At 47.7% G+C, this 21,092-nt stretch carries 20 protein-coding genes; 5 read left to right on the forward strand and 15 right to left on the reverse strand.

The genetic code is table 11. From position 1 onward, the window contains the following. Nucleotides 1-21: 21 nt before the first annotated feature. Nucleotides 22-753 carry an ABC transporter ATP-binding protein gene (locus ACE04G_RS25820; RefSeq protein WP_449005438.1) on the reverse strand — a complete coding sequence of 244 codons (732 nt, stop codon included), beginning with the start codon at nucleotides 751-753 and terminating at the stop codon, nucleotides 22-24. Nucleotides 754-948: 195 nt separating this feature from the next. On the opposite strand from ACE04G_RS25820, the gene ACE04G_RS25825 reads away from it, so the two are divergent. Next, nucleotides 949-1,242 (forward strand): AbrB/MazE/SpoVT family DNA-binding domain-containing protein, encoded by a 294-nt coding sequence (locus ACE04G_RS25825; RefSeq protein ID WP_105405851.1) that lies wholly within the window; start codon nucleotides 949-951, stop codon nucleotides 1,240-1,242. A gap of 1 nt (nucleotide 1,243) precedes the next feature. After that, nucleotides 1,244-1,636 carry a type II toxin-antitoxin system death-on-curing family toxin gene (locus ACE04G_RS25830; protein ID WP_221818669.1) on the forward strand — a complete coding sequence of 131 codons (393 nt, stop codon included), beginning with the start codon at nucleotides 1,244-1,246 and terminating at the stop codon, nucleotides 1,634-1,636. 79 nt (nucleotides 1,637-1,715) lie between these two features. Here ACE04G_RS25830 and ACE04G_RS25835 read toward each other — a convergent pair whose 3' ends face one another. The 3 genes from ACE04G_RS25835 to ACE04G_RS25845 all read right to left on the reverse strand — a co-directional run bounded on the left by ACE04G_RS25835 (nucleotide 1,716) and on the right by ACE04G_RS25845 (nucleotide 6,069). After that, nucleotides 1,716-3,131 carry a hypothetical protein gene (locus ACE04G_RS25835; protein ID WP_339306716.1) on the reverse strand — a complete coding sequence of 472 codons (1,416 nt, stop codon included), beginning with the start codon at nucleotides 3,129-3,131 and terminating at the stop codon, nucleotides 1,716-1,718. A 49-nt stretch (nucleotides 3,132-3,180) separates the two neighbouring features. Further along, complete coding sequence (locus ACE04G_RS25840) at nucleotides 3,181-4,530, reverse strand: hypothetical protein (RefSeq protein ID WP_221825637.1); 1,350 nt, start codon at nucleotides 4,528-4,530, stop codon at nucleotides 3,181-3,183. Between the two features lie 207 nt (nucleotides 4,531-4,737). Then, the gene (locus ACE04G_RS25845; RefSeq protein WP_449005441.1) at nucleotides 4,738-6,069 is read right to left on the reverse strand and encodes an MFS transporter; all 1,332 of its coding nucleotides are present in this window, start codon (nucleotides 6,067-6,069) and stop codon (nucleotides 4,738-4,740) included. A 347-nt stretch (nucleotides 6,070-6,416) separates the two neighbouring features. Here ACE04G_RS25845 and ACE04G_RS25850 point away from each other — a divergent pair, with 347 nt between their 5' ends. After that, the gene (locus tag ACE04G_RS25850; protein WP_017690799.1) at nucleotides 6,417-6,878 is read left to right on the forward strand and encodes a MarR family winged helix-turn-helix transcriptional regulator; all 462 of its coding nucleotides are present in this window, start codon (nucleotides 6,417-6,419) and stop codon (nucleotides 6,876-6,878) included. Between the two features lie 357 nt (nucleotides 6,879-7,235). On the opposite strand, the gene ACE04G_RS25855 is transcribed toward ACE04G_RS25850, so the two are convergent. The 3 genes from ACE04G_RS25855 to ACE04G_RS25865 form a co-directional block, all read right to left on the reverse strand. Further along, nucleotides 7,236-8,759: an MDR family MFS transporter gene (locus ACE04G_RS25855; RefSeq protein WP_221825640.1), complete on the reverse strand. Its 1,524-nt coding sequence runs from the start codon at nucleotides 8,757-8,759 to the stop codon at nucleotides 7,236-7,238. Nucleotides 8,760-9,013: 254 nt separating this feature from the next. Next, the gene (locus ACE04G_RS25860) at nucleotides 9,014-9,586 is read right to left on the reverse strand and encodes a GNAT family N-acetyltransferase (protein ID WP_076254763.1); all 573 of its coding nucleotides are present in this window, start codon (nucleotides 9,584-9,586) and stop codon (nucleotides 9,014-9,016) included. 199 nt (nucleotides 9,587-9,785) lie between these two features. After that, entirely contained in the window at nucleotides 9,786-10,082 is a 297-nt protein-coding gene (locus ACE04G_RS25865) for a hypothetical protein (RefSeq protein ID WP_036614170.1), read from the reverse strand. A 185-nt stretch (nucleotides 10,083-10,267) separates the two neighbouring features. On the opposite strand from ACE04G_RS25865, the gene ACE04G_RS25870 reads away from it, so the two are divergent. Further along, nucleotides 10,268-10,765, forward strand: coding sequence for a GAF domain-containing protein (locus ACE04G_RS25870; protein ID WP_036614172.1), 498 nt, complete (start codon nucleotides 10,268-10,270; stop codon nucleotides 10,763-10,765). 151 nt (nucleotides 10,766-10,916) lie between these two features. On the opposite strand, the gene ACE04G_RS25875 is transcribed toward ACE04G_RS25870, so the two are convergent. The 7 genes from ACE04G_RS25875 to ACE04G_RS25905 all read right to left on the reverse strand — a co-directional run bounded on the left by ACE04G_RS25875 (nucleotide 10,917) and on the right by ACE04G_RS25905 (nucleotide 18,917). Next, on the reverse strand, nucleotides 10,917-11,729 hold the full coding sequence (locus ACE04G_RS25875; protein WP_221825645.1) for a MerR family transcriptional regulator: 813 nt from the start codon (nucleotides 11,727-11,729) through the stop codon (nucleotides 10,917-10,919). Between the two features lie 369 nt (nucleotides 11,730-12,098). After that, complete coding sequence (locus ACE04G_RS25880; RefSeq protein ID WP_449005442.1) at nucleotides 12,099-13,523, reverse strand: aldehyde dehydrogenase family protein; 1,425 nt, start codon at nucleotides 13,521-13,523, stop codon at nucleotides 12,099-12,101. Nucleotides 13,524-13,685: 162 nt separating this feature from the next. Beyond that, nucleotides 13,686-13,796: a universal stress protein gene (locus tag ACE04G_RS25885; protein ID WP_405131341.1), complete on the reverse strand. Its 111-nt coding sequence runs from the start codon at nucleotides 13,794-13,796 to the stop codon at nucleotides 13,686-13,688. Between the two features lie 116 nt (nucleotides 13,797-13,912). Then, nucleotides 13,913-15,133: an MFS transporter gene (locus tag ACE04G_RS25890; RefSeq protein WP_405131340.1), complete on the reverse strand. Its 1,221-nt coding sequence runs from the start codon at nucleotides 15,131-15,133 to the stop codon at nucleotides 13,913-13,915. 229 nt (nucleotides 15,134-15,362) lie between these two features. Then, complete coding sequence (locus ACE04G_RS25895) at nucleotides 15,363-15,815, reverse strand: helix-turn-helix domain-containing protein (RefSeq protein ID WP_449005443.1); 453 nt, start codon at nucleotides 15,813-15,815, stop codon at nucleotides 15,363-15,365. Between the two features lie 190 nt (nucleotides 15,816-16,005). Then, nucleotides 16,006-16,362, reverse strand: a complete 357-nt coding sequence (locus ACE04G_RS25900; protein WP_339181680.1) for an SdpI family protein — start codon at nucleotides 16,360-16,362, stop codon at nucleotides 16,006-16,008. Between the two features lie 206 nt (nucleotides 16,363-16,568). Next, nucleotides 16,569-18,917 (reverse strand): heavy metal translocating P-type ATPase, encoded by a 2,349-nt coding sequence (locus ACE04G_RS25905; RefSeq protein WP_449005444.1) that lies wholly within the window; start codon nucleotides 18,915-18,917, stop codon nucleotides 16,569-16,571. 227 nt (nucleotides 18,918-19,144) lie between these two features. Here ACE04G_RS25905 and ACE04G_RS25910 point away from each other — a divergent pair, with 227 nt between their 5' ends. Further along, on the forward strand, nucleotides 19,145-19,516 hold the full coding sequence (locus ACE04G_RS25910) for an ArsR/SmtB family transcription factor (protein ID WP_036614212.1): 372 nt from the start codon (nucleotides 19,145-19,147) through the stop codon (nucleotides 19,514-19,516). A gap of 151 nt (nucleotides 19,517-19,667) precedes the next feature. Here the strand turns inward: ACE04G_RS25910 and ACE04G_RS25915 are convergent, their stop codons facing one another. After that, nucleotides 19,668-20,828 carry an AI-2E family transporter gene (locus tag ACE04G_RS25915; protein WP_047841385.1) on the reverse strand — a complete coding sequence of 387 codons (1,161 nt, stop codon included), beginning with the start codon at nucleotides 20,826-20,828 and terminating at the stop codon, nucleotides 19,668-19,670. Nucleotides 20,829-21,092: the final 264 nt, after the last annotated feature.

Genomic DNA, 21,092 nt, shown 5'->3' on the forward strand with positions numbered 1-21,092 from the left:
TCTCTCTCACCCTCTCTCTATCTAAGACGCCAGTACATCAAAACAGTCAAACAAAGAGGCTTCCGGCAATCCTGCTGCTTCACGGATCTCATCCAATGTTCCCTCGGCAGCCGATCTGCCCGAAGCAATCAGAATAAACCGGTCGCAGATTCGTTCAGCGGTATCCAGTACATGCGTAGACATAAGCACACCCGCGCCGCGGCGACGTTCATCATCAAGTAATTTTAGAAAATCCTTGGTTGCACGAGGGTCCAGTCCGATGAACGGCTCGTCCACAATATAGATATCCGGCGAAGACAGAAATCCGATCATCAACATCATTTTCTGACGCATGCCCTTTGAGAAACTGGCTGGAAGATCATTCCGAACATGGTCCATACCGAAACGAACCAACAGTTCCTCCGCTCGGGCAACAAAAGCTTCTTCCTCCATTTCATACGCCGCTGCGGCCAGATCAAGATGTTCCCACAAGGTCATGTATTCGTAAAAAACCGGTTGCTCCGGGATATAGGCATAGCGACCCTCTCCCCCAATCGTCACCTCATACTTGGCATGTTCCAGCAGACCCAGCAGCGTTTTAATCGTGGTACTTTTGCCTGCACCATTCGGTCCGATAATACCCACCAGCTCTCCTCGCGCCACGTTCATTCGAATATTGCGTATGGTTGATTGTCCCGGCTCGTATCCTGCCTCTGTAATATGTACGTCCAATATGGACTCCTGTACGGCTGTACTGTTATATTCCGTTCCCATATCATTCACTCCCTGTTCTGATCAGGCGTTTATTTCACTCTTTATGTTTTATTGTAATCGAGTTGTGGGCTGTTTGTTTGATCATTCTGAGCATTTTGAAGTACAAACCATGTTATAATGTTATTACATACTAACATTAATACATACAAATGTATTACTTTCATAAGTTGGATCATACTATAGGAGGAATATATCATGAATGGTGGGGCTCAGATGAAAGAAGAGCATTCCAAAAGAAAAATTCTTTCTCGCAAAATAGGCAAAATGGGAAACAGCTTGGGCATTAGCTTGCCCAAGGTTTTAATTGATAAGCTCCATGTTTCTCAGGGCGATGAGATTGAATTTATTGAAAACAGTCAGGGAGAAATTGTACTAAAAAAGGTTAAACAAATGAAAATACCCGAAAATGTAAGACCCGAAGTACTGGAAGCTTTCTTCGACGTTTTCGAAGAAGATGAGGATATCCTTAATGATTTAAGGGATCGTTAAGATGACCATATTCCTTACCATTGAAGAAGTAGTAGCCGCTCACCATTTTATGATGAAGAAGATGAATGATACAGCACAAGCTGGGGTTAAGGATTCTGCTTTGTTGGATTCTGCGATAAATAGACCTCTCCAAAGTTTGTTTGGAGAGGATGCCTACCCTTCCATATTTGATAAAGCTACTGCCTTATTAGAGTCATTGGTTAAAAACCACTGTTTCTATAACGGAAATAAACGTACAGCTTATCTTGTAACCAAGTCCTTTCTGCGAGTGAATGGCTACCATTTGCAGATGGAACGTAAATATGCCGTTGAATTTATGGTCAAGATTGCCGAAGGCGAGTATACATTTGAAAAGATAGTACGCTTATTAGAAGAACATTCAGAAGAACGCTAGCTCATATGTCTTATAAATGCAAAAAAGAAGCAGGGGTTCCGGATCCCCTGCTTCTTCATATTACAATGAAAATCTCATATTACCGATTTGTCTCCACCACAGAAGTAGTTTCACTCTCTGCATCTGCATTCACATTCAGATCCAGATCCAGATCCAAAGCGCCACGACTTTCGTTTGCATAACTGCTGTTCACGCTATTGTTGCGTTCGGATTGAGCTACTGTTGCACTCTCTCCTTCCGCTTTCGCGTTCAGACCCAGATCCAGTGCGCCGCGGCTTTCGCTCGCGTAGCTACTGTTCACGTTACGTTCACCGTCTTTCACGCTGTTAGTGCGTTCGGATTGAGCCATTGTTGCTCTCTCTCCTTCGGCATTCACGTTCAGACCCAGATCCAGTGCGCCACGACTTTCGCTCGCGTAGCTACTGTTCACGGTACGCTCGCTGTCTTTCACGCTGTTAGTGCGTTCAGATTGAGCCATCGTTGCACTCTCTCCTTCGGCATTCACGTTCAGACCCAGATCCAGTGCGCCACGACTTTCGCTCGCGTAGCTACTGTTCACGTTACGCTCACTGTCTTTCACGCTGTTAGTACGTTCGGATTGAGCCATTGTTGCACTCTTTCCTTCGGCTTTCGCGTTCAGACCCAGATCCAATGCGCCACGGCTTTCGTTTGCGTAGTTGCTGTTCACAGTACGCTCGCTGTCTTTCACGCTGTTGTTGCGTTCGGATTGAGCCATCGTTGCACTCTCTCCTTCGGCTTTCGCGTTCAGACCCAGATCCAATGCGCCACGGCTTTCGTTTGCGTAGTTGCTGTTCACGGTACGCTCACGATCATTAACGCTGTTAGTGCGTTCGGATTGAGCCATCGTTGCACTCTCCCCTTCGGCATTTACGTTCAGACCCAGATCCAGTGCGCCGCGGCTTTCGCTCACGTAGCTACTGTTCGTGTTACGCTCACCGTCTTTCACGCTGTTAGTGCGTTCGGATTGAGCCATCGTTGCACTCTCCCCTTCGGCATTTACGTTCAGACCGAGACCCAGCGCTCCACGACTTTCACTCTCATAGCTGCTGTTTACGTTCCGATCATCGCCGCCTCGTGAATAGTCGCTCATCGTTGTACCTTCTCCCAACACATTGGCATTCAGGCCAAGGCCCAGCTTGCCAGAATTACTACGCTCAACTGTGTGGTCGGAAGAACGATCATTGTAACGGTTCATACTCTCGGAAGATAAGCCGGCGTTAAGGCCAAGATCCAGATTCAATGCTCCAGTTGCACTGGATGAACCTCCGTAACTACCATAGTTCTCGTGACCTGTGTCACGGTGTCCTGACAGAAGAGATCCCAGCTCCAGGCGCAAACCTGCATTTAGATCCAGATTACCACTGCTGTTATTGCTATAGCTATCTGCGTAAGTTGCCTGCGAAGCCCCCAGCAATCCAGCCACCAACGTACCCGACAATACCGACAATTTTACCCAACGATTCACTTTTTTCATGATGATATACACTCCTTCTCAATTTTGGTTGAATTAACGCCATTGTTGCCTAAGAGAAAGAGGTATATTGCGGTGGCCGCCCAGGCGGTGCCTGTGACCATTGACTGAACCCATCGAGCCGTTCCATTCGGAAGGCATAATCGTAATCTGGCGTAACCAGACCCGTTGTTGCTCCCGGAAGTGCAGCGGCTGGAGCGGTTGCTCCACCTCCAGTTACACCGGACGAACCGGAGCTTGTCCCTGCTGAAGCATTAGCTACTCCGGGAGAAGTTGCTGCAACAGACCAACTGGTTGGTCGTTCTGTGCGAGGCTGCAATGGAGATGTTGCATCAGCATCATCTTGTTTCAGATTGGCTTCCTGGTTACTCTGCACTTGTTCAGTGAAAGCTGGTTCAGCAGATGTCTGATCTACGAGGAATAACTCGTTATCTGGCAAACCTGCATTAACATCGGAATCCTGCGTCAGATTGGTTCCTTCCACAGGCAATGCCTGCGGGACAGCAGGTTGTTCTGGACTTACTTCTGGTTCCGTGGTGACCTCCACCACTTTGCCCGTAACCTGTACTGCGTCCTGTCCTTCCTCGGTGTTCTGTGGTGAAACAGGATCTGCGAGTGCACTCGTATTGGAAGTTTCAACATTCGGTGTTTTGACAACCGTCGGCTTTTCCGGAGTGACTACAGGCGGTTCCGGCTTCACACTTGGAATATCCACCTTTTCCTGATCAGGATTGAGTTCAGCGGTCACGTCTACAACTGGAACTTCTGCTCTCACAGAAGGAAGCTGGACATTTCTCTTACTCAGATCCACTCGGGATGAAGAGATATTGATGGAAGTAACCTCAGGCACATCCACCTTAACCGAAGGTAATTCAACCTTGCCCTGCCGAAGGTCTGTTTTCACAGCAGACGTCTCTGCCTTGATCACCTCGGGTACCTCTGCGGTAACACCAGGCAAGGAAGCAGTACCTTCGTTGAGGTTCACCTGACTGCTTGATACATCGGCTTTGATCACCGGTGTATCCGCCTGTACAGACGGCAGTTCGACGGTTCCCTTCTTCGCATCAATCCCAATCTCTGATGTTCCGGCCGATCCAAGCGTTGTATCTACTTTCAGCTCAGATACACTCAGCTTACCTGTCGATTCATTCGCTTTGATCGACGGAACTTCAACATTCAGTAGTGGTGTGGATACCGATACCGACGGAGTCAGGTTCAACCCGCCATCCGAATCACGTGAAAACAAATTCAGCGACAATCCGCTGGACGGTTTATCCGAAGATACCTGAGCATCATCCGCATACACTTGTGACGTTCCAAACCCCAGCATCAAAGTCCCGGCGAGTATAACCAGTGGTATGCTTCCCAGACGTACAATCGATTTTGGTAACTTTACATTCAAGTTGCTTCACCCCCTTTCCGCAAATGCGTTGGTGGGACAAGGCATATGAGTTTTCCCCTAGGAATAATTAGAATACAGGGATTTCTGCCTGTTCCTCATTAAACGTGAAGGCGTTTACTCAAACGCTTTTTAATCAAAAACTTAAAATTTGAAGTAAATTCAAACCTTCATTTCAACTGTTCTAACCTGAGCAGATCCGGCCTGTTTTTAGTCGCCTGCAATCATTGTTTTGGCTGCAATGGAACCATTCAGATCGGCTTTTTCCCCATTGCGTTTCATCAAATAAATCAAACCAAGCAGGGTCATCAAAATGCCTGAACAGACAAAAGCCGGCACTACACCAAATGAGGTGACCATAAATCCGCCTACCACCGGGCCCATAATATTACTGGCAGTCATCGCGCTGCCTACCGTTCCAAATACCCTGCCTGTCATCGCCTCAGGTGTCTGTTCCTGCAACAGGATCTGAAAGGGTACAATCGCAAACCCAATTCCGACACCTGCCAGGGCAAAGAGGGATACTAACAACAGATTGGCACCTAGCCCGGCGTGCGGCCAAACCCCAACAATAACTCCGGCTCCGCCGATAACCAGACCCATGAGTATGGTACCCAGACCCATTTTCAAAATATGCCCTGCATGCTTCCACTTCCGTACACTCATCGCTGCAATTAATGTACCTACACCACTTGCTGCCACGCACCATCCCAGTAGATCACTTGAAATTCCGGGAAGTTGTCTGAATAACACCACAGTCTGTGAATCGGCAAATTGCAGAAAAAGTATGGCTGAAGCAAGCAAAATCAGAGACGTTCCTACGTGAGGGAGAGATGCGAGCATGCGAATGCCCTCCTGTGTTTCCTTCCAAAAAGAGCCTTTTGAGCGGTTACGAACACCCCCAGCTGTCTCTTCCTCTACTTCTGTTACGTTATGAATTGCAGATTGGATCACCCGAGTTCCAGGAATCCACAATAAAATGATGCCGGAGATCAAAAAAGACGCTGAATCGATAACAAAACACCAGGTGATGCCAAAAGCGGCTACCAGCAGTCCACCAAGCGCTGGACCAATAATTTTGGACATCTGTTCAATGATCGAGCTGATGGATACAGCTTGCGCAAGTTGTTCGTGAGGTACAATCTCCTTCAGCTTTCCGTTTTTGGCCGGAGAGAACATGACATCGAACAGGGATTTGAGGACCAGCAGTATGTAGATGTGCCAGATCTGGTCAGCAAAAATTAACGCACCCACGATGATGATCCGTGCACCATCGGCTACAATCATCAGCCATTTTCGGTTCAGGCGATCTGCAAGTGTGCCTGCGAATGGCCCTGTTAACAGAATGGGTATTGCTGCGGAAAGTGTGACAAATGTAATCTCCCATGGCGTTGCATTCCAGCGGATACCCACGAGGGTCAGTATTGCGAGCAGATGCAGCCAATCACCCAGATTGGAAATGGCCTGTGCCACCATCAATGTTACAAAAGATCGGTTATTCTTCAGTGGTCGTTGTCCTTCAAACGTTAAATCACTTGTCATCCTTCTTCTCCTCCATTATCTTCCAATTCATAGTATGAACTCATTATATAGAGCAGCCCTTGACTCGACCTCCTGCCAGAGGCGGAGAAAAAGCGACATCTGAAGGATGATTTTTCAGCATGATGAATGATCAAATTTTAAATGCTAAAAATGCAAATCTTGTGACATATCGCATGTTTTTCGTAGAAATAGAAGTTTACAATTAAACCATGGCGACAACCTGAATCGTCAAACATAACTAACCAACTTATATAAGTTGAAATACTCTTTTACATGAACAGCATAACGGAGAGGACCCCTCTTCATCATTTCAACTTATAAAACTAATCTGAAAAGGCGGGATCAGCATGCTGGAATTACAAGAAATCGGAACCGAACGTTCACTTCATCTGTACCGCACCTTGGCCCAGACATTCAAGAGCGTGAATGAACACGCTGTATCCGGAAGCAAAGTGCATGGCTTCAACCCCACCGCATACGGGGTGCTCGAAGTGTTATATATGAAAGGAGCTCAGCCGATTCAACAGGTTGGCGCACAACTTCTGCTGCAAAGTGGTAATGTGACCTATGTGATCGATAAGCTGGAGCAAAAAGGATTGTTACACCGCAAACATTGTCCGCAAGACAGACGTATCATCTTTGTGGAATTGACCGAAGAAGGACAGCGTACCATGGATGACATCTATCCAGGCTATGCGTTGAAGATTGATCGTGCGGTCAGCGGACTGAGCGAGGAAGACAAGGAATTGCTGTCCGAACTCTTGGGAAGGCTTGCACATTCCGCAGACCGTTTATCAGCAAGCAGCTAGAGCGTATCCTCAAACCTGCCGAAAGCCATAACGTAACTGAATGTTCTGGAGCAGATATGAAGCGGGAGCGCTAACGAACCTGTGACGTCTTATTCAGGGGTTTGAAGTACTCGGAGCATTTTAAAGAATCTGACACACGCTATCTTTGAATAAACAGCCTTATACAACGTGTTTTCAGGTGATTTCGGGAAATAACGTGTCTCATGTTCCTTACAATTTAAAAAGAGGAGCAGAAGGTCAAATAAGATATCACTTGCCTGAGTTGGAAGATGCACTCTAGTCCACTGCACATGTGCCAACAAAAAAAACCGGATTTGCCTGACATCGGCGAATCCGGTTTTTCGTATACATCCACTTTTACTTTGAGCCTTGTGGCTGCGGTGGAGCATCTGCATCTTCGGGTACAATTAAACGTTTGCGTAGAGCAAGCGTCGTTACCCACGAGACCAGTGCAATGACAAACATAATGACAAACAGGGAATGCAGGCTTCCTTCCAGCACGTTACGCAGCAATGCCCATTTATCATCCGATAGCGCTGCATCCGTATGTGGTGCGAGCAGTTCATTCAGATCATTCTCCGATATTCCAGCCTCCGCCAGATTCTGTTCATTCGATAACGTGGAGATCCGATAGTTCAACCAGGTACCAAAAGCCGCTGCACCAATCGTCTGTCCCAATGTACGCATGAACGTATGCAGCGCGGTTGAGGAGCCACGCTCCTTATACCCTACAGAAGACTGCGCAATAATGGTGAAGATCGTAAACGCAAATCCGAAGCCGAGACCATAAATAAAGGTCAATATAAATAGCACAGCCTGTGGGGATGTCCCACCCACCAGAAAGAGTCCACCCGACCCGATCGCAATTCCGGTTAATCCAATCAATGCGGTCATACGTGATCCAATTTTCATCAATAGGCGGCCTGCCATCACACTACCAATGAGCCAGCCCACTGACATCGGCGCGAGCAGCAGCCCGGATTCCGTCGCATTACCTCCCCGAACCCCCTGCACCCAGAGCGGCAAATAACTGGTCAGGCCGATCATCAAAGTACTGGTCAGCAGTCCGGCGATATTCGCCACACGGATGTCCCGTATTCGGAACAAATGTAGTGGAACCATTGGGGCCTGAGCTCTTTTTTCCACCACGAAAAATAAAATGATAAACAGAGCGGCGACCACACTCAGCACAACAATCAACGGAGAACTCCAGGCATAATACTGCCCACCCGCCGACAGGACGAACAACAACGCCGTAATGCCCACCGTGAAGGTCAGTGCACCGACATAATCAATTTTGGCCGTACGCGGCGAGATATCTTCCTTCAGATAACGAAATACAAACCACATCGCAAGCAGACCAAACGGCACATTAAAACCAAAGATCCACTGCCAGCCCAGATTATCAACAAAATAACCGCCAAGCAGCGGTCCAGCCAGAGAGGAAATACCCCACACGGAGCTAATCCAGCCCTGGATTTTGCCACGTTCTTCAATGGCGTAGATATCCCCAATAATCGTAAATGTAACAGGAACTACCGCACCCGCACCAATCCCTTGAATAGCACGAAAAATAATCAACTGCTCCATGTTCTGCGACAGACAGCACAAGAGTGAACCCAGTAAAAATAAGGCACAGCCAATCAGAAATACAGGCTTTCGTCCATACAAGTCACTGATTTTGCCGAAAATGGGCGTACTCACAGCCATCGTTAACAGATATGCGGTGAAAATCCAGCTCAGCAACTGTACACTCCCCAGCTCACTGACAATGGTCGGCCCTGCCGGACCAATTACGGTGCCTTCAATCGCTGACAGAAATGTCGCGAGCAGCAGCCCCGTCAAGATGAAACTGCGCTTTAAACCTCCAGTTGCATTCACACAAACCCTTCTCTCTTCGTTTCTCTATATAATTGGTACGTTAATTTACACATCTACTACGAACCAGAACAAGCTTCCAACCGCTGTTATCCCCAGATTTTTTCTTCTCCTCTCTAAAGGAGAAATCCGGTGATAGCGTATGCTTCCGATGTAGCTTTCTTTCAGAAAGCTTTAAAGGCGAACGCTTCGCTTCTCCAGCTTTGTTCTGTTTCTTCGTTTACGTGTAATTTAAAAGCAATTATCTATTGTCTCTTTTATTTACCTTTCTTACGAAGGAACTCATCATACAGCATCGAATACATCACCATATCCTTGTATCCAGTGGACGTATGTTGCACCTGTCGTAGCAACCCTTCTCGCGTGAAGCCACGGTTTGTCAAGAACTCGCCGGAAGCCAGATTACGCGGATCAACCAGCGCTTCAATTCGATTAAGACCCATGGTCTCATACCCGAAGGGCAGCAATGCCGAGAAAGCCTCCGTCATATAACCGTGGCGCCAATAGTCACGTCCTAGCTCATAACCGATCTCACCCCGGAATGCGCCTTCAAGCTGCCATGTGTTAAAGCCACAGCTGCCAATGAGCTTGCCTGTTTCTTTGAGTTCGATCCCCCACCGGATCGCATCCTCTTCTCCTGCCATTTGGTTGAGCAGTCCAATCATGTCTGCCGCTTCGCTTGTCCCAATCATGGGCGCAAGATTCATGTAACGGGTCACCTCCCGATCTGACCAGCATGCGAACATCTGGGCCGCATCCCGGCGACGCATTTTACGCAGACGAAGCCGCGCAGTCTCCATTTCGGGAATTCTTCCTTTGCATTTATACATATAAAGACACTCCGATCCGATCTATCTCCGCAGACCATAATATTCACTAGTCATCTAATCATAACCTGCGCCGAATGGCAACTATTCAGTCATGGACACACGTCAAAAAACCGGGCCAATTTCGCTCCCGGTCTTGTTGTACGTATGGAACAATTCAAAGTTTGAGTGAATTACGGAATCATGGCTTGTCCAATGAATTTTAAGCTTTGGACGTTTTCTTGCCCTTCCCCAGTAATTCATCGCTAACCCGGCCAAACACAGCCGTGATTTCCTTGAATTCTTCGATGCCAGTCCCGGTTAGGCTCCATTGGTCCCCGTGGGCGGTCAGGAAATTCTCCTGTGTCAGGTGTTCAAGCTCCTGCTTGATCTCCCGTTCTCCAACGCGATATCCCCGTTCTTCCAATAGGGGCAGTGCCTCGCTAACGTTCAAATCCTGATTTTGCGCGAAATATAGTAGATGAATCCGTACAAAAAGATTCTGTACCTCTGCATGCATAAGCCAAGCTCCTTCCCGGGTTATAGCCCTCCGTGGTTGCTAAGTATTTACCCCACGTAAGAAGCTGAGAAACAGGAGGATTCTTCAGGTATTCCCTTCCCTTTCCGAAATCCTCCGCTTGACTAACCGCATCCTCTGCACTATCTTGAAAATAAGTACCATTTTGCTCGGGAGGGTGATTTACCATGTTTCAAGCTGTTTCCTATGAAGGAACACGAAGTGAGCAGCACACCGCCGTCCTGGGACAGTTAAGTGCTCTGATCCGCGATGAACCTAGTGCGATTGCCAATCTGGCGAACGCTGCTGCGCTGCTCAATGTATTTATGACCGACACCAATTGGGTCGGCTTCTATCTGTATGATGGAAAAGAACTGGTCCTCGGGCCATTCCAAGGACTGCCTGCCTGTATCCGAATTCCATTGGGACGTGGTGTATGTGGCACATCTGCTGCGGAAAAACGTACCCTGGTCGTTGACGATGTTCATGCCTTCCCAGGCCACATTGCCTGTGATGCAGCATCGAACAGTGAGATTGTCGTACCGATTATCAAAAACGGCGAACTGTACGGGGTGCTGGATATCGACAGCCCGATCAAAAATCGTTTTGACGACGAAGACCGCGTCTTCCTGGAGAAAGCCGTAAGCCTGCTCACAGAGCAGTTGGAAGCAACCATACCCCTTTAGGAAATGATGAACAAGAGGATCGGAGTCTCATCACACACGATGATGAAGAACCCGTAATAACAAAGAGCGCAGTCCTCTCAGAGGTCTGCGCTCTTTGTTATCCTTTATGATTCACACCCATGTTCTTGCTCGCCCATGTTACTTTATGCATCTAGGATAAATCATGTTCCGCTTTAATCATCATCCCATCCCGCAGGAATTCAGCCAATTTCGGGTGATAACCATCATACATCTGACGGAAATTTTTATGCTCTACATACAGATTGGCCAAATCCCGATAGATCTCAGCGGTGGGTGTATAATAACCTTTGATCCATTCAAGATGCCTGCCAATAATCCGTTGTACTTTTGCACTACCGGGTTCCAATCCATCCTCAATGGCCTGTTGCAAGTCCAGATGAACCTGGTCAATTCTCGCCTGGGAATCCAGATAATCTTCTTTTGACTTCAACTCCTGATGTTCAGGTAATGTGGATGAATTGGAAGATTGGATGTCGGACCTCTGAACACCCTCTGTCTGCACATGGTACATATCATTATTGACTACAGGGTCAGAACCCGATTCATTCAGCAACTGGTGACGCCCCTTATTTACAAAACCGATATACAGCTCATGTTCATCAAGTTCCTGTTCACCTTGCAAATGAGAGATCGTTTTGTCCAGTGTCTGAATCAATCCATGCAGACGGAGTGCCTTCTCCAGCATGTCAATCCGATGCTGCTTCATGATGCGTATGACATCCTGGGGATTATCCCGGAGCATCGGGGCAATCTCATTCTCCTTCATACCCACTTCCTTACAGAAAAGGATTTGCTGGAGTCTTAGCAATTCCTGCTTTTCATAATAGATGTCCTCATCTACATCCCCAAAGGCCGGATTCAGAAGACCTGTCTCTGCATACTGGCTCAGTTCGTTCAGACTTACGCCTGACATTCCCGATACGTCCACCATGGAATACGCCATTTGAATACACCTCCTGCCTGTCCTGCAACTCCAGAGTTCAGGCTTAATTCATACTGCATTTTATTTGAATAGTGAGAGAATATAAGACTTTCGGCAATGCTGTACCGCTTCATTCCGCTCGTGCTCTGGATGGGTACATCATGCTTCGGTGATATGAACGGCGTTTAGTCAGTTATGTTGCGGTATGTTAACTATGTTATACCCGTCTCATCAGATGTGAACCCGCAGTCAGTGAAGAATCCGCATGTATTTTTGAAACTTTTTCCATGATCTTCATATAAAAAAAACCTGTGCCATTATTCTGGCACAGGAGGTGTGTGGTTATGTTTTCATTGGCATACGGTATATTGAGTAAAGAATGGAAGAAAATCACCCTTTATTAAACATAACAAACTTCAATTCCGTCATTTCCTCTACAGCATATTTTACGCCTTCACGCCCAATCCCACTTTGTTTCACCCCGCCATAGGGCATGTGATCCACTCGGAACGTCGGAATATCGTTAATCATAACTCCGCCTGCTTCGATCTGATCGACAGCATGGAGGGCGGTATGGATATCGTTTGTAAATACGCCTGCCTGAAGCCCGTATATCGAATCGTTAACATGTTCAATACCCTCTTCAACGGAATCTATCGTATTGATCACAACGATGGGTGCAAACACTTCCTGACAGGATACCTTGGCATCATGCGGAACGTTAATCAGTACCGTTGGACGCAGAATGCCTCCTTCAGCTTGACCGCCTGCTACCACCTCAGCTCCTGCCTGTTTGGCTTCTTCAATCCAATCGAGTGTACGCTGTACATCCTTGGAAGTAATCAGCGCAGAGACCACCGTATCCGGGCTCAGCGGGTCTCCGACCACCACTTGTTTGGCAGCTTCAGCGAAACGCCGGATGAATTCTTCCGTGATGTCACGATGTACGTAGATTCGCTGTAGCGAGATACATACCTGTCCCTGATACGTGAAAGCTCCGGTCACACATCGAGGAATCACTTTGTCCAGATCTGCGTCCTTATCCACGATCACCGCTGCATTCGACCCTAGCTCCAATGTCACGCGTTTGAGTCCTGCTTTGCTACGAATGCTCGTCCCTACCGCTGGACTGCCTGTAAACGTAATATGAGCAACACGGGGGTGCTCCACAAGCACATCACCAATCGTTTTGCCATCACCGCTCACCACGTTCAGTACACCATCCGGCAACCCGGCTTCCTGAAGCAGATTAGCGATGTAATAGGAAGACAGAGGCGTCTGCTCCGCAGGTTTGAGAACAATCGTATTGCCTGCTGCCAGCGCTGGACCTACCTTGTGGGCTACCAGGTTCATTGGAAAATTAAACGGTGTAATCGCACCGATGACACCTAGAGGTTGCCGCATCGTATATCCGATGCGCCCTTCTCCACCTTTGGCTGCATCCATCGGAACCGTCTCTCCGGTCAGCCGCTTGGCTTCCTCAGCGGCAAAACGATATGTTTCCACCGTCCGGTCAACCTCTGCCAGTGCTGCGGTAATTGGCTTTGCCGCTTCAAGCGCAATGATTCGCGCTGCTTCTTCTTTGCGTTCTTCAAGCATGGAGGACAACTTGTACAGAATATCTGCACGCTGATGTGCAGGCATCTGGCGCATTGCCTTCCCGGCTTGAACCGCAGCTGCAACGGCAGCCTCCGCTTCCTCGGCTGAAGCCGAAGAGACTTCTGCCAGCGTTTCCCCGGAGTATGGTGCTTGAAGCATTTTATAATCTACGGATTCGGTCGGTTTGCCCCCGATAAACAGATGTTGTTTTTTCATATGCTGCATCCTCCATCCTTTTCGAGCCTATTGAACTTAATCTATTTATACACTATTTCCGTGCCATCAACCCACTACGATATTCGGCAATCATAGCTTGTAACGTACCTGATGAGCCATTGTCGCGATCTTGAGCTATTGCATTATAAAGGATTTCACAACCTATTTAACCGTCAGGACGGGGCACTCTGCATGTTTTAACACGCCATGGCTGACACTGCCCACGATCATCTCTGCGAGCATGCCTTTCCCACCTGTACCCATCACGATCATTCCACAATCTCGTTCGCGCCCCACACGGCAGATCTCATTAACGGGATCACCTGCGCATGATCCGAACCATCAACAGCAACCAATATATGTTTCAGCATTGCAATTCCTCCTGTGAATTAATGAGATGTAATGGCGGAATCGATATCCCGCAGATGATGACGGCGTACCAGCAGTACCACGACACCAATCAGAACCATTAATGCGCCAAAATAAAACGGCGTTTCCGGCAGGAACCACTCGGACAATTTACCTGCAAGCCATGGAGCAAGTGCACCACCCAGGAAACGAACAAAGCTGTATGCAGCAGAAGCAACAGAACGCTCCACAGGTGCAGCTTCCATAACAGCCGTTGTAATCAACGTATTGTTAATCCCAAGGAAGATCCCTGCTACAATGACGGCCACAATAACCGTAGTTGGTGAACCCATCACAGTACCGACTGCCATAACAACCAGATCAATCGCGAACAATGTAAGCATGACACTCATGGACGGCACCGAACCGAATCGGCGTTGCAGTCTTGGTGCGACGAATACCGACGTAATTGCCAGCATCAGTCCCCAGCCAAAGAATACATAACCCAAGCCGTGCTCATCCAGATTCATGACATATGGCGAATAAGCCATCAAGGTAAAGAAACCAAAGTTATACAGGAAGGCGGTAATCGCCAATGTTTTCAATGAAGGATAACTTAATGCTTTGAACGGATCGGACAAAGAGCTGCGTGTTTTCGGTTTAGCCATTTTGGGCAGCATAAATGTAACGCTTAGAAAGGCAATCGCCATCAGGACAGCCACCCCATAGAACGGGCCACGCCAAGAGATGGAACCTAGTTCACCACCAAGCAGCGGTCCAACCGCAATCCCAAGACCAAGTGCTGCTTCGTACAAAATAATCGCTTTGGCTGTCCCCGACGTGGACAGTCCCACAATGGCAGATAACGCCGTTGCGATGAACAAGGCATTACCAAGCCCCCAACCGCCACGGTAACCAACCAGTGCACCTACCGTGTCTGAGGTACCGCCGAGGAATGAGAAGATAATAATCAACAATATACCGCTAAGCAGCGTCCACTTCACACCAATCCGGCTGGATACGACCCCTGTAATCAACATCGCTACCCCGGTTACAGCGTTATAACTGGTAAATAGCAGTGACACCTGGCTTTTCGATGCATGCAGCTGATCTGCAATTGCGGGCAGAATCGGGTCAACCAGACCCAGACCCATAAAGGATATGATACATGCAAAGGCAACCGCCCATACCGCTCGCGGTTGAGACAGTAAGCCCCCACGTGATGACGGCAATTCGTCCGGTAATGATGGCTCTCTTTTCATACGTAATTCCTCCTGTGAATAATTTATGTGGTGAAACTTTTTATTTGAAAATAGCAGTGAAAACGATGAAAATATCGCGTTCATTTTCATGAATAGAGGTAACAAAACGGCACAAATGACACCGAAACATCCGGTGTTTGTACAGGATCGCCACAGGTACTATGGTGCTCACTCCATGTAGCGATTATGTGTATACAGTTTTGTTATTAAACATTAGATGTTAATTCGGTTAGCCGTCTTCATCACCCTGCGGATCATGTGCCTGTAACTTCTGAATACCACTCCGAACGCGTTCACGCAGCTCTTCCAGTTCAGTCTGTACGGCATGTATGCTCTGAAGTTTCTGCTTAATCAGTTGCAACTGACCATCCAGCGTTGTTTCCATCGCGGTGAGTTTCTCGATCCGTTCTCTTACTTCGGTCGTCTGCTGGTAGTCAAAACGTTGTTCGTTCAAGGCATCTGCCGTTGCCACATAGGTATGTAACTCCTGAAGGGAGAATCCAAGTACCTCTTTGGCGCGAACCACCTTCTTCAGATAATCGATATCCTCCCGAGTGTACAACCGCGTACCGCCATCTGTCCGCTGAGGTGAAGGCATGACACCAATCTCTTCATAATACCGAATGGTTCGCTTGGTCAAACCGCATTCCTTGGCTACGTCGTCGATTTTATATAAACTCATTTCCCTCACCTCTTCCATATGTCTATAATGTTATGTACATAATTATATATAATATTAACGTTAACGTCAACGTTAGATTTCAGGTATGAAGCCTTAGCAAGTTAAAATCCTCTTACAATTTTCTATCTCAACAAAAAAAAACCCGCTTCACACGCAGGTCTTCCTCTGTACACTATTCATTCAAATTACCTTAAACGTTCTGCTCATTCTGTTGCTGTTGAGCACGTTGCATTTGCTTCAACCGGCCTTCAACTCTGGTAAACAGTCTGAACGTATAGAACCCTGTAGCCACCAGACTCAGCACCAACGCTCGTACATCTGTAAGCCAGAAACCGATAATGCCGAATATCGTAATAATCACACCAAATTGCATCATCAGATTGGCGCTATAACTTTGTGCTTCGTCCCACAACTCGGGATTACTCATTGCACGCGGAGTCCGATACCCATATATCCCGTTAATCATTTTCGGTGGTTTTTTGAACACCATGAACCCCAGAATGAAATAACACACTCCAATGATGATCCCAACTATTGCTCCTGTCAAAACATTCTCCCCTTCACTGTTGTCTTCCATAGACCTGCCTACACTGGCACTCCGATGACAGAATAACCTTCCGATGTAGTTTCGCTTCTTCAGGTTATTTCTGTCCTCTCCGTTCTCGTGTACATGTCTGGTTAGACTTATCTACATAAAAAATATAAAAACGGCTCTACGTATATACGAAGAGCCGCCTGGATCGTTTCGTAAACTTAGATATTCTTCACTCGAAGTACACGCATGGCGTTCAGCACAGCCAGCACTGTGACACCCACATCGGAGAATACCGCTTCCCACATGGTAGCTATGCCGAACACACCGAGTAGCAGGAAGATCGCTTTAACCCCCAAAGCAAACGCGATATTTTGCCATACAATCATTCGTGTACGCTTTGCAATGCGGATTGCACTCGCTAGTTTCGACGGTTCATCGGTCATAATGACCACATCTGCCGCTTCAATCGCAGCATCTGAACCAAGTCCACCCATGGCCACGCCCACATCGGCGCGCGCCAGTACAGGTGTATCGTTGATGCCGTCACCGACAAACACCATTTTCTCCTTCGGAGATTTGGCAGCTTCCAGTTTCTCCAGCCGCTCCACTTTGTCCTGTGGCAGCAATTCAGCATAGACCTCATCCACACCCAGCTCGCGTCCTACCGCTTCACCTACGGCTTTGGCATCACCTGTCAGCATGACCGTTTTGCGGATGCCGAGTGTCTTCAGCGCCTGAATAGCAGCGGCTGCATCGTCCTTCACTTCATCAGCAATGATCAGATGACCAACATATGTGCCAGCTTCAGCCACGTGGACTATCGTTCCGGCTGTCTCTGGTGTGGTATAGGATATACCCGCCTTCTCCATTAATTTGGCGTTGCCTGCAAGCACTTCCCGACCATCCACACTCACCTTGATCCCGTGTCCGGCAACTTCGTCGTAACCTTCCACACCTTGCGTGGGAATGGCCTTGGCCCAAGCTGCGCGAATGGATTCAGCAATTGGATGATTGGAATTAGCTTCCGCGATGGCTGCCAGCTCCATCAGTTCATCTTCCGTACGTCCACCTTCGGGACGAATGGCTGTTACTTTGAATACACCTTTGGTTAGTGTACCCGTTTTATCAAAAACAACGACTTTCACATCGTTCAATGCTTCAAGGTAGTTACTGCCTTTGACAAGAATCCCGTTACGTGAAGCTGCTCCGATACCACCAAAGAATCCAAGTGGAATAGAGACCACCAGCGCACAGGGGCATGAGATAACCAGGAAGACCAAGGCGCGATAGATCCAGTCAGCAAATGTTGCACCACTAAGTATCAACGGCGGAACAAATGCAATCACGGCTGCAAGGATAACAACAACCGGTGTGTAATAACGGGCGAATTTACTAATAAAATGTTCTGTTTTCGCTTTCCGGCTGCTTGCGTTCTGCACCAGGTCCAAAATTTTGGATACCGTTGATTCACCAAACGTTTTGGTCACTTCAATCGTCAACATACCATTCTTGTTCACAAATCCACTCAGTACATCATTTCCGGGCTCCAGCTCACGAGGTACCGATTCACCTGTCAGAGCAGAAGTGTCCACCATGGAACGGCCAGCTCTAACGATACCATCCAGCGGTACTCGCTCTCCTGCTTTCACGACAATACGATCACCAATCCGTACGTCTTCCGGAGATACACGTTGGGTTTCGTCACCCGAACCCGTCAGGATATTGGCGTAATCCGGGCGAATGTCCATCAGTGACTGAATCGACTTGCGTGACCGATTAACAGCCATACCCTGAAACAGCTCCCCGAGCTGATAAAAGAGCATAACCGCTACCCCTTCCGGATACTCTCCAATCGCAAAGGCACCCAAGGTAGCGACGGACATCAGGAAGTATTCATCGAACACCTGGCCGCGGATGATGTTTTTGGACGCCTGGAGCACAATATCTCCCCCGGCAATCAGATAAGCGAGTGCATAGAGAGCAAATTGCGCCCAGCCCTCCAGCGGCGACCAGATTGCGGCTGCGAGCAGCACAGAACCTGCAGCAAGACGAGCAAGTAATACTTTTGTCTGTCCTGCACCATGTTCATGCGAATGGCCTGCATGGGCATCATCATGCGTATGGCTGTGATCATGTCCAGCATGACTTCCATGCTCATGCACATGACCATGTGTGTGTTCCTCTGAATCTGAGTGATCATGAGTATGCGAGTGTTTGCCATATGAATGTGAATGTCCATGATCATGTCCGGTATGGTCATGACTGTGATTATGCGCACCAGCTGCACTCCCTGTATGGGTGTGCACATGTCCGTTCACGTGTTTTCCTTTTTCCGAAATGCGAATATGCGGCTCCAGCCGAAGCACTTTGCGCTTTGCTTCTTCCACTACCTGTTCATCCATATCGGAAGTGGTGTGTAGCGATAATGTTTTGGTAACAAAATTGACAGAGCATTCGCTAATGCCTTTAATTTTTTTAACGCCATTCTCAATCTTCAAAGCGCAGTTCGCACAATCCAGTCCCTCAAGCAGCAGTTCCCTTTTCACCTGTTCCTGTCCGGTTCCCATGTGAATTCTCCCCTTTGCAGTACAAAAACGATGTTATATTTCAATTACATTCAATATATGAGCACTCATTCATATGTTTGGTTAACCCTATTATATGCACGCCTAAACATGAGTGTCAACAATCGTTGTTGATTTTTCATACAGATTATGCTAATAGTAATCATTTCGCTTTAGGCGGGTTTTGGATATAATAGAGCTATAGTTGTTAACATAGGCGGTGATAGGAAATGGAACAACCGGTTAAAGCACCAAGCGAATGTGATGCAGCCTGCTCAGGCACTGAAGCCGACGTGCAGACGATTCGCACTTCACTCATAGATCGGGAGACGTCTTCCGAGATGGCAGATTGGTTCAAGGCATTCAGCGACCCCACACGTCTACGTATTATTGATGCGCTGTTACAGAAGGAATTATGTGTTCATGACCTGACGGTTCTGCTCGACATGGGACAGTCGGCCATTTCACACCAGCTGCGTTCACTCCGCAACATGCGGATCGTCAAGCGACGCAAGGAAGGCAAGACCGTGTACTACTCTCTGGATGATGCTCATATTGAGCAGATTTTCCTGCAAACGCTCCAACATATTAAACACAGCTAGGCAGCAGCCAAGCTTGTTCATGCAGAAGAACCCCCGCCTCTCGGCTGTATGCCGATGGACGGGGGTTCTTCTTGGTAAGGGTACCGTTTTATACAGGATACAGAGTGACTAGATCTTCTGATTAACTATCCATTGGAGCTTGCCACTTTAGTCATAAAAGATTGTTTTTGTTCGGATCATACAGGCCGGATCTGTCCTTGAACCAGTTGAAGATATGCGATACACATACTTTCAGCACCGCGTATCCTGGAACAGCGAGCAGAATACCCACGACTCCAAACAGATTACCCGAAGTCAGAATGACAAAGATAATCGTGATGGGATGAATCTTCAGCGTTTTGCCCATGATCTGTGGTGAGATGAATTTACCCTCGATTAACTGCACGATTGTCCATACGGCAACCATCTTCAGCAGCATCACCGGCGAAGTAACCAGGGCCACGATCAACGCAGGGGTAATTGCAATTGCTGGTCCCAGATAAGGAACAACACTCGTGAACGATGCGATAATCGCAAGAATCAGTGCATAATCCAGCCCAATGACCATATAACCGATATAGAGCAGAATACCGATGCAGAAGCTGACGATAATCTGTCCACGAATGAATGAACTGATCTGGTGATTGATGTCTTCCAGCACATGCATTGCGCCCGTACGGCTCTTGATCGGCAGGAAAGACAGAATTTTCGCTGGCAGCTTCTTGCCGTCTTTCAGCAGATAGAACAGAATGAACGGAACCGTTACGATGGACAGCACGGTCTCCGTGAAAGCTCCGAGGAATCCGCCCAATTTGGTCCAGGTCGAGTTCAGAATTTCAGTAGCCTTTTGGGAGATTGTTCCCCACCAGTCCTGCGAATTCAGATTCACCGTCTCCTGGAACTGACCGAACAGTTGGCTGCCCGTGAGTTCCTCAAACTGCTGTTTTACCGTCTCGCTGTATGTTGGGAAATTTTCGATCAGCCCCATAATCTGGTTCCGCACAACCGGAATGACTGCCAACACTACAACGGTCAGAATGCCTCCGATGGCAAGATACAGGATCAGAATGGACCAGCCACGCTTGATTTTCCATCTTTCCATCACATCCACAATCGGATTCAGCAGATAGTAGAGTATGCCTGACAGAATAATAGGTAGCACAATGGTTTTGATGAGTACTGCGAGCGGATGAAGAACAAAAGATACTTTGGTCAGAACCATCACGTTCAGTCCCACCAACAGCAGAATCAGCAGAAATAGGACAAACTTGTTGTTAAGAAAAAATCGCTTGAACCGCTCCGGCCAAACGCGGGGTTGCTCAGGTTGCTCCATAGGCGTGTCGTCCTCTCTTATGACCCTTAATCAAAACTTAACTATAAAGCTAGATAAATGCCCATACACACGAATAAAAAAATACCTTGTACAAGCCAACATATGTATAACACTCTGGATTTATACGTATGGTGCTGATTAACCGTTTCAAATTAAACCGGTAAAGTCATTTTACCCCAAAATGAGTCTTCTGCCCCACACGAATCATTTGCAAATTCTCCCTATTCAAAAACGGCTCGCCTCACTGGGAGACGAACCGTAAAT

It is taken from the genome of Paenibacillus sp. AGC31 (genome assembly GCF_057334655.1).

Coding starts and splice junctions, on each gene's coding strand:
- ACE04G_RS25860 (WP_076254763.1), bottom strand. CDS start 9,586: ATGTATAAATGCAAAGGAAGAATTCCCGAAATGGAGACTGCGCGGCTT.
- ACE04G_RS25835 (WP_339306716.1), bottom strand. CDS start 3,131: ATGAAAAAAGTGAATCGTTGGGTAAAATTGTCGGTATTGTCGGGTACG.
- ACE04G_RS25875 (WP_221825645.1), bottom strand. CDS start 11,729: ATGGCGTATTCCATGGTGGACGTATCGGGAATGTCAGGCGTAAGTCTG.
- ACE04G_RS25825 (WP_105405851.1), top strand. CDS start 949: ATGAATGGTGGGGCTCAGATGAAAGAAGAGCATTCCAAAAGAAAAATT.
- ACE04G_RS25845 (WP_449005441.1), bottom strand. CDS start 6,069: ATGACAAGTGATTTAACGTTTGAAGGACAACGACCACTGAAGAATAAC.
- ACE04G_RS25865 (WP_036614170.1), bottom strand. CDS start 10,082: ATGCATGCAGAGGTACAGAATCTTTTTGTACGGATTCATCTACTATAT.
- ACE04G_RS25915 (WP_047841385.1), bottom strand. CDS start 20,828: ATGGAGCAACCTGAGCAACCCCGCGTTTGGCCGGAGCGGTTCAAGCGA.
- ACE04G_RS25850 (WP_017690799.1), top strand. CDS start 6,417: ATGCTGGAATTACAAGAAATCGGAACCGAACGTTCACTTCATCTGTAC.
- ACE04G_RS25910 (WP_036614212.1), top strand. CDS start 19,145: ATGGAACAACCGGTTAAAGCACCAAGCGAATGTGATGCAGCCTGCTCA.
- ACE04G_RS25870 (WP_036614172.1), top strand. CDS start 10,268: ATGTTTCAAGCTGTTTCCTATGAAGGAACACGAAGTGAGCAGCACACC.
- ACE04G_RS25905 (WP_449005444.1), bottom strand. CDS start 18,917: ATGGGAACCGGACAGGAACAGGTGAAAAGGGAACTGCTGCTTGAGGGA.
- ACE04G_RS25880 (WP_449005442.1), bottom strand. CDS start 13,523: ATGAAAAAACAACATCTGTTTATCGGGGGCAAACCGACCGAATCCGTA.
- ACE04G_RS25885 (WP_405131341.1), bottom strand. CDS start 13,796: ATGATCGTGATGGGTACAGGTGGGAAAGGCATGCTCGCAGAGATGATC.
- ACE04G_RS25830 (WP_221818669.1), top strand. CDS start 1,244: ATGACCATATTCCTTACCATTGAAGAAGTAGTAGCCGCTCACCATTTT.
- ACE04G_RS25820 (WP_449005438.1), bottom strand. CDS start 753: ATGGGAACGGAATATAACAGTACAGCCGTACAGGAGTCCATATTGGAC.
- ACE04G_RS25890 (WP_405131340.1), bottom strand. CDS start 15,133: ATGAAAAGAGAGCCATCATTACCGGACGAATTGCCGTCATCACGTGGG.
- ACE04G_RS25895 (WP_449005443.1), bottom strand. CDS start 15,815: ATGAGTTTATATAAAATCGACGACGTAGCCAAGGAATGCGGTTTGACC.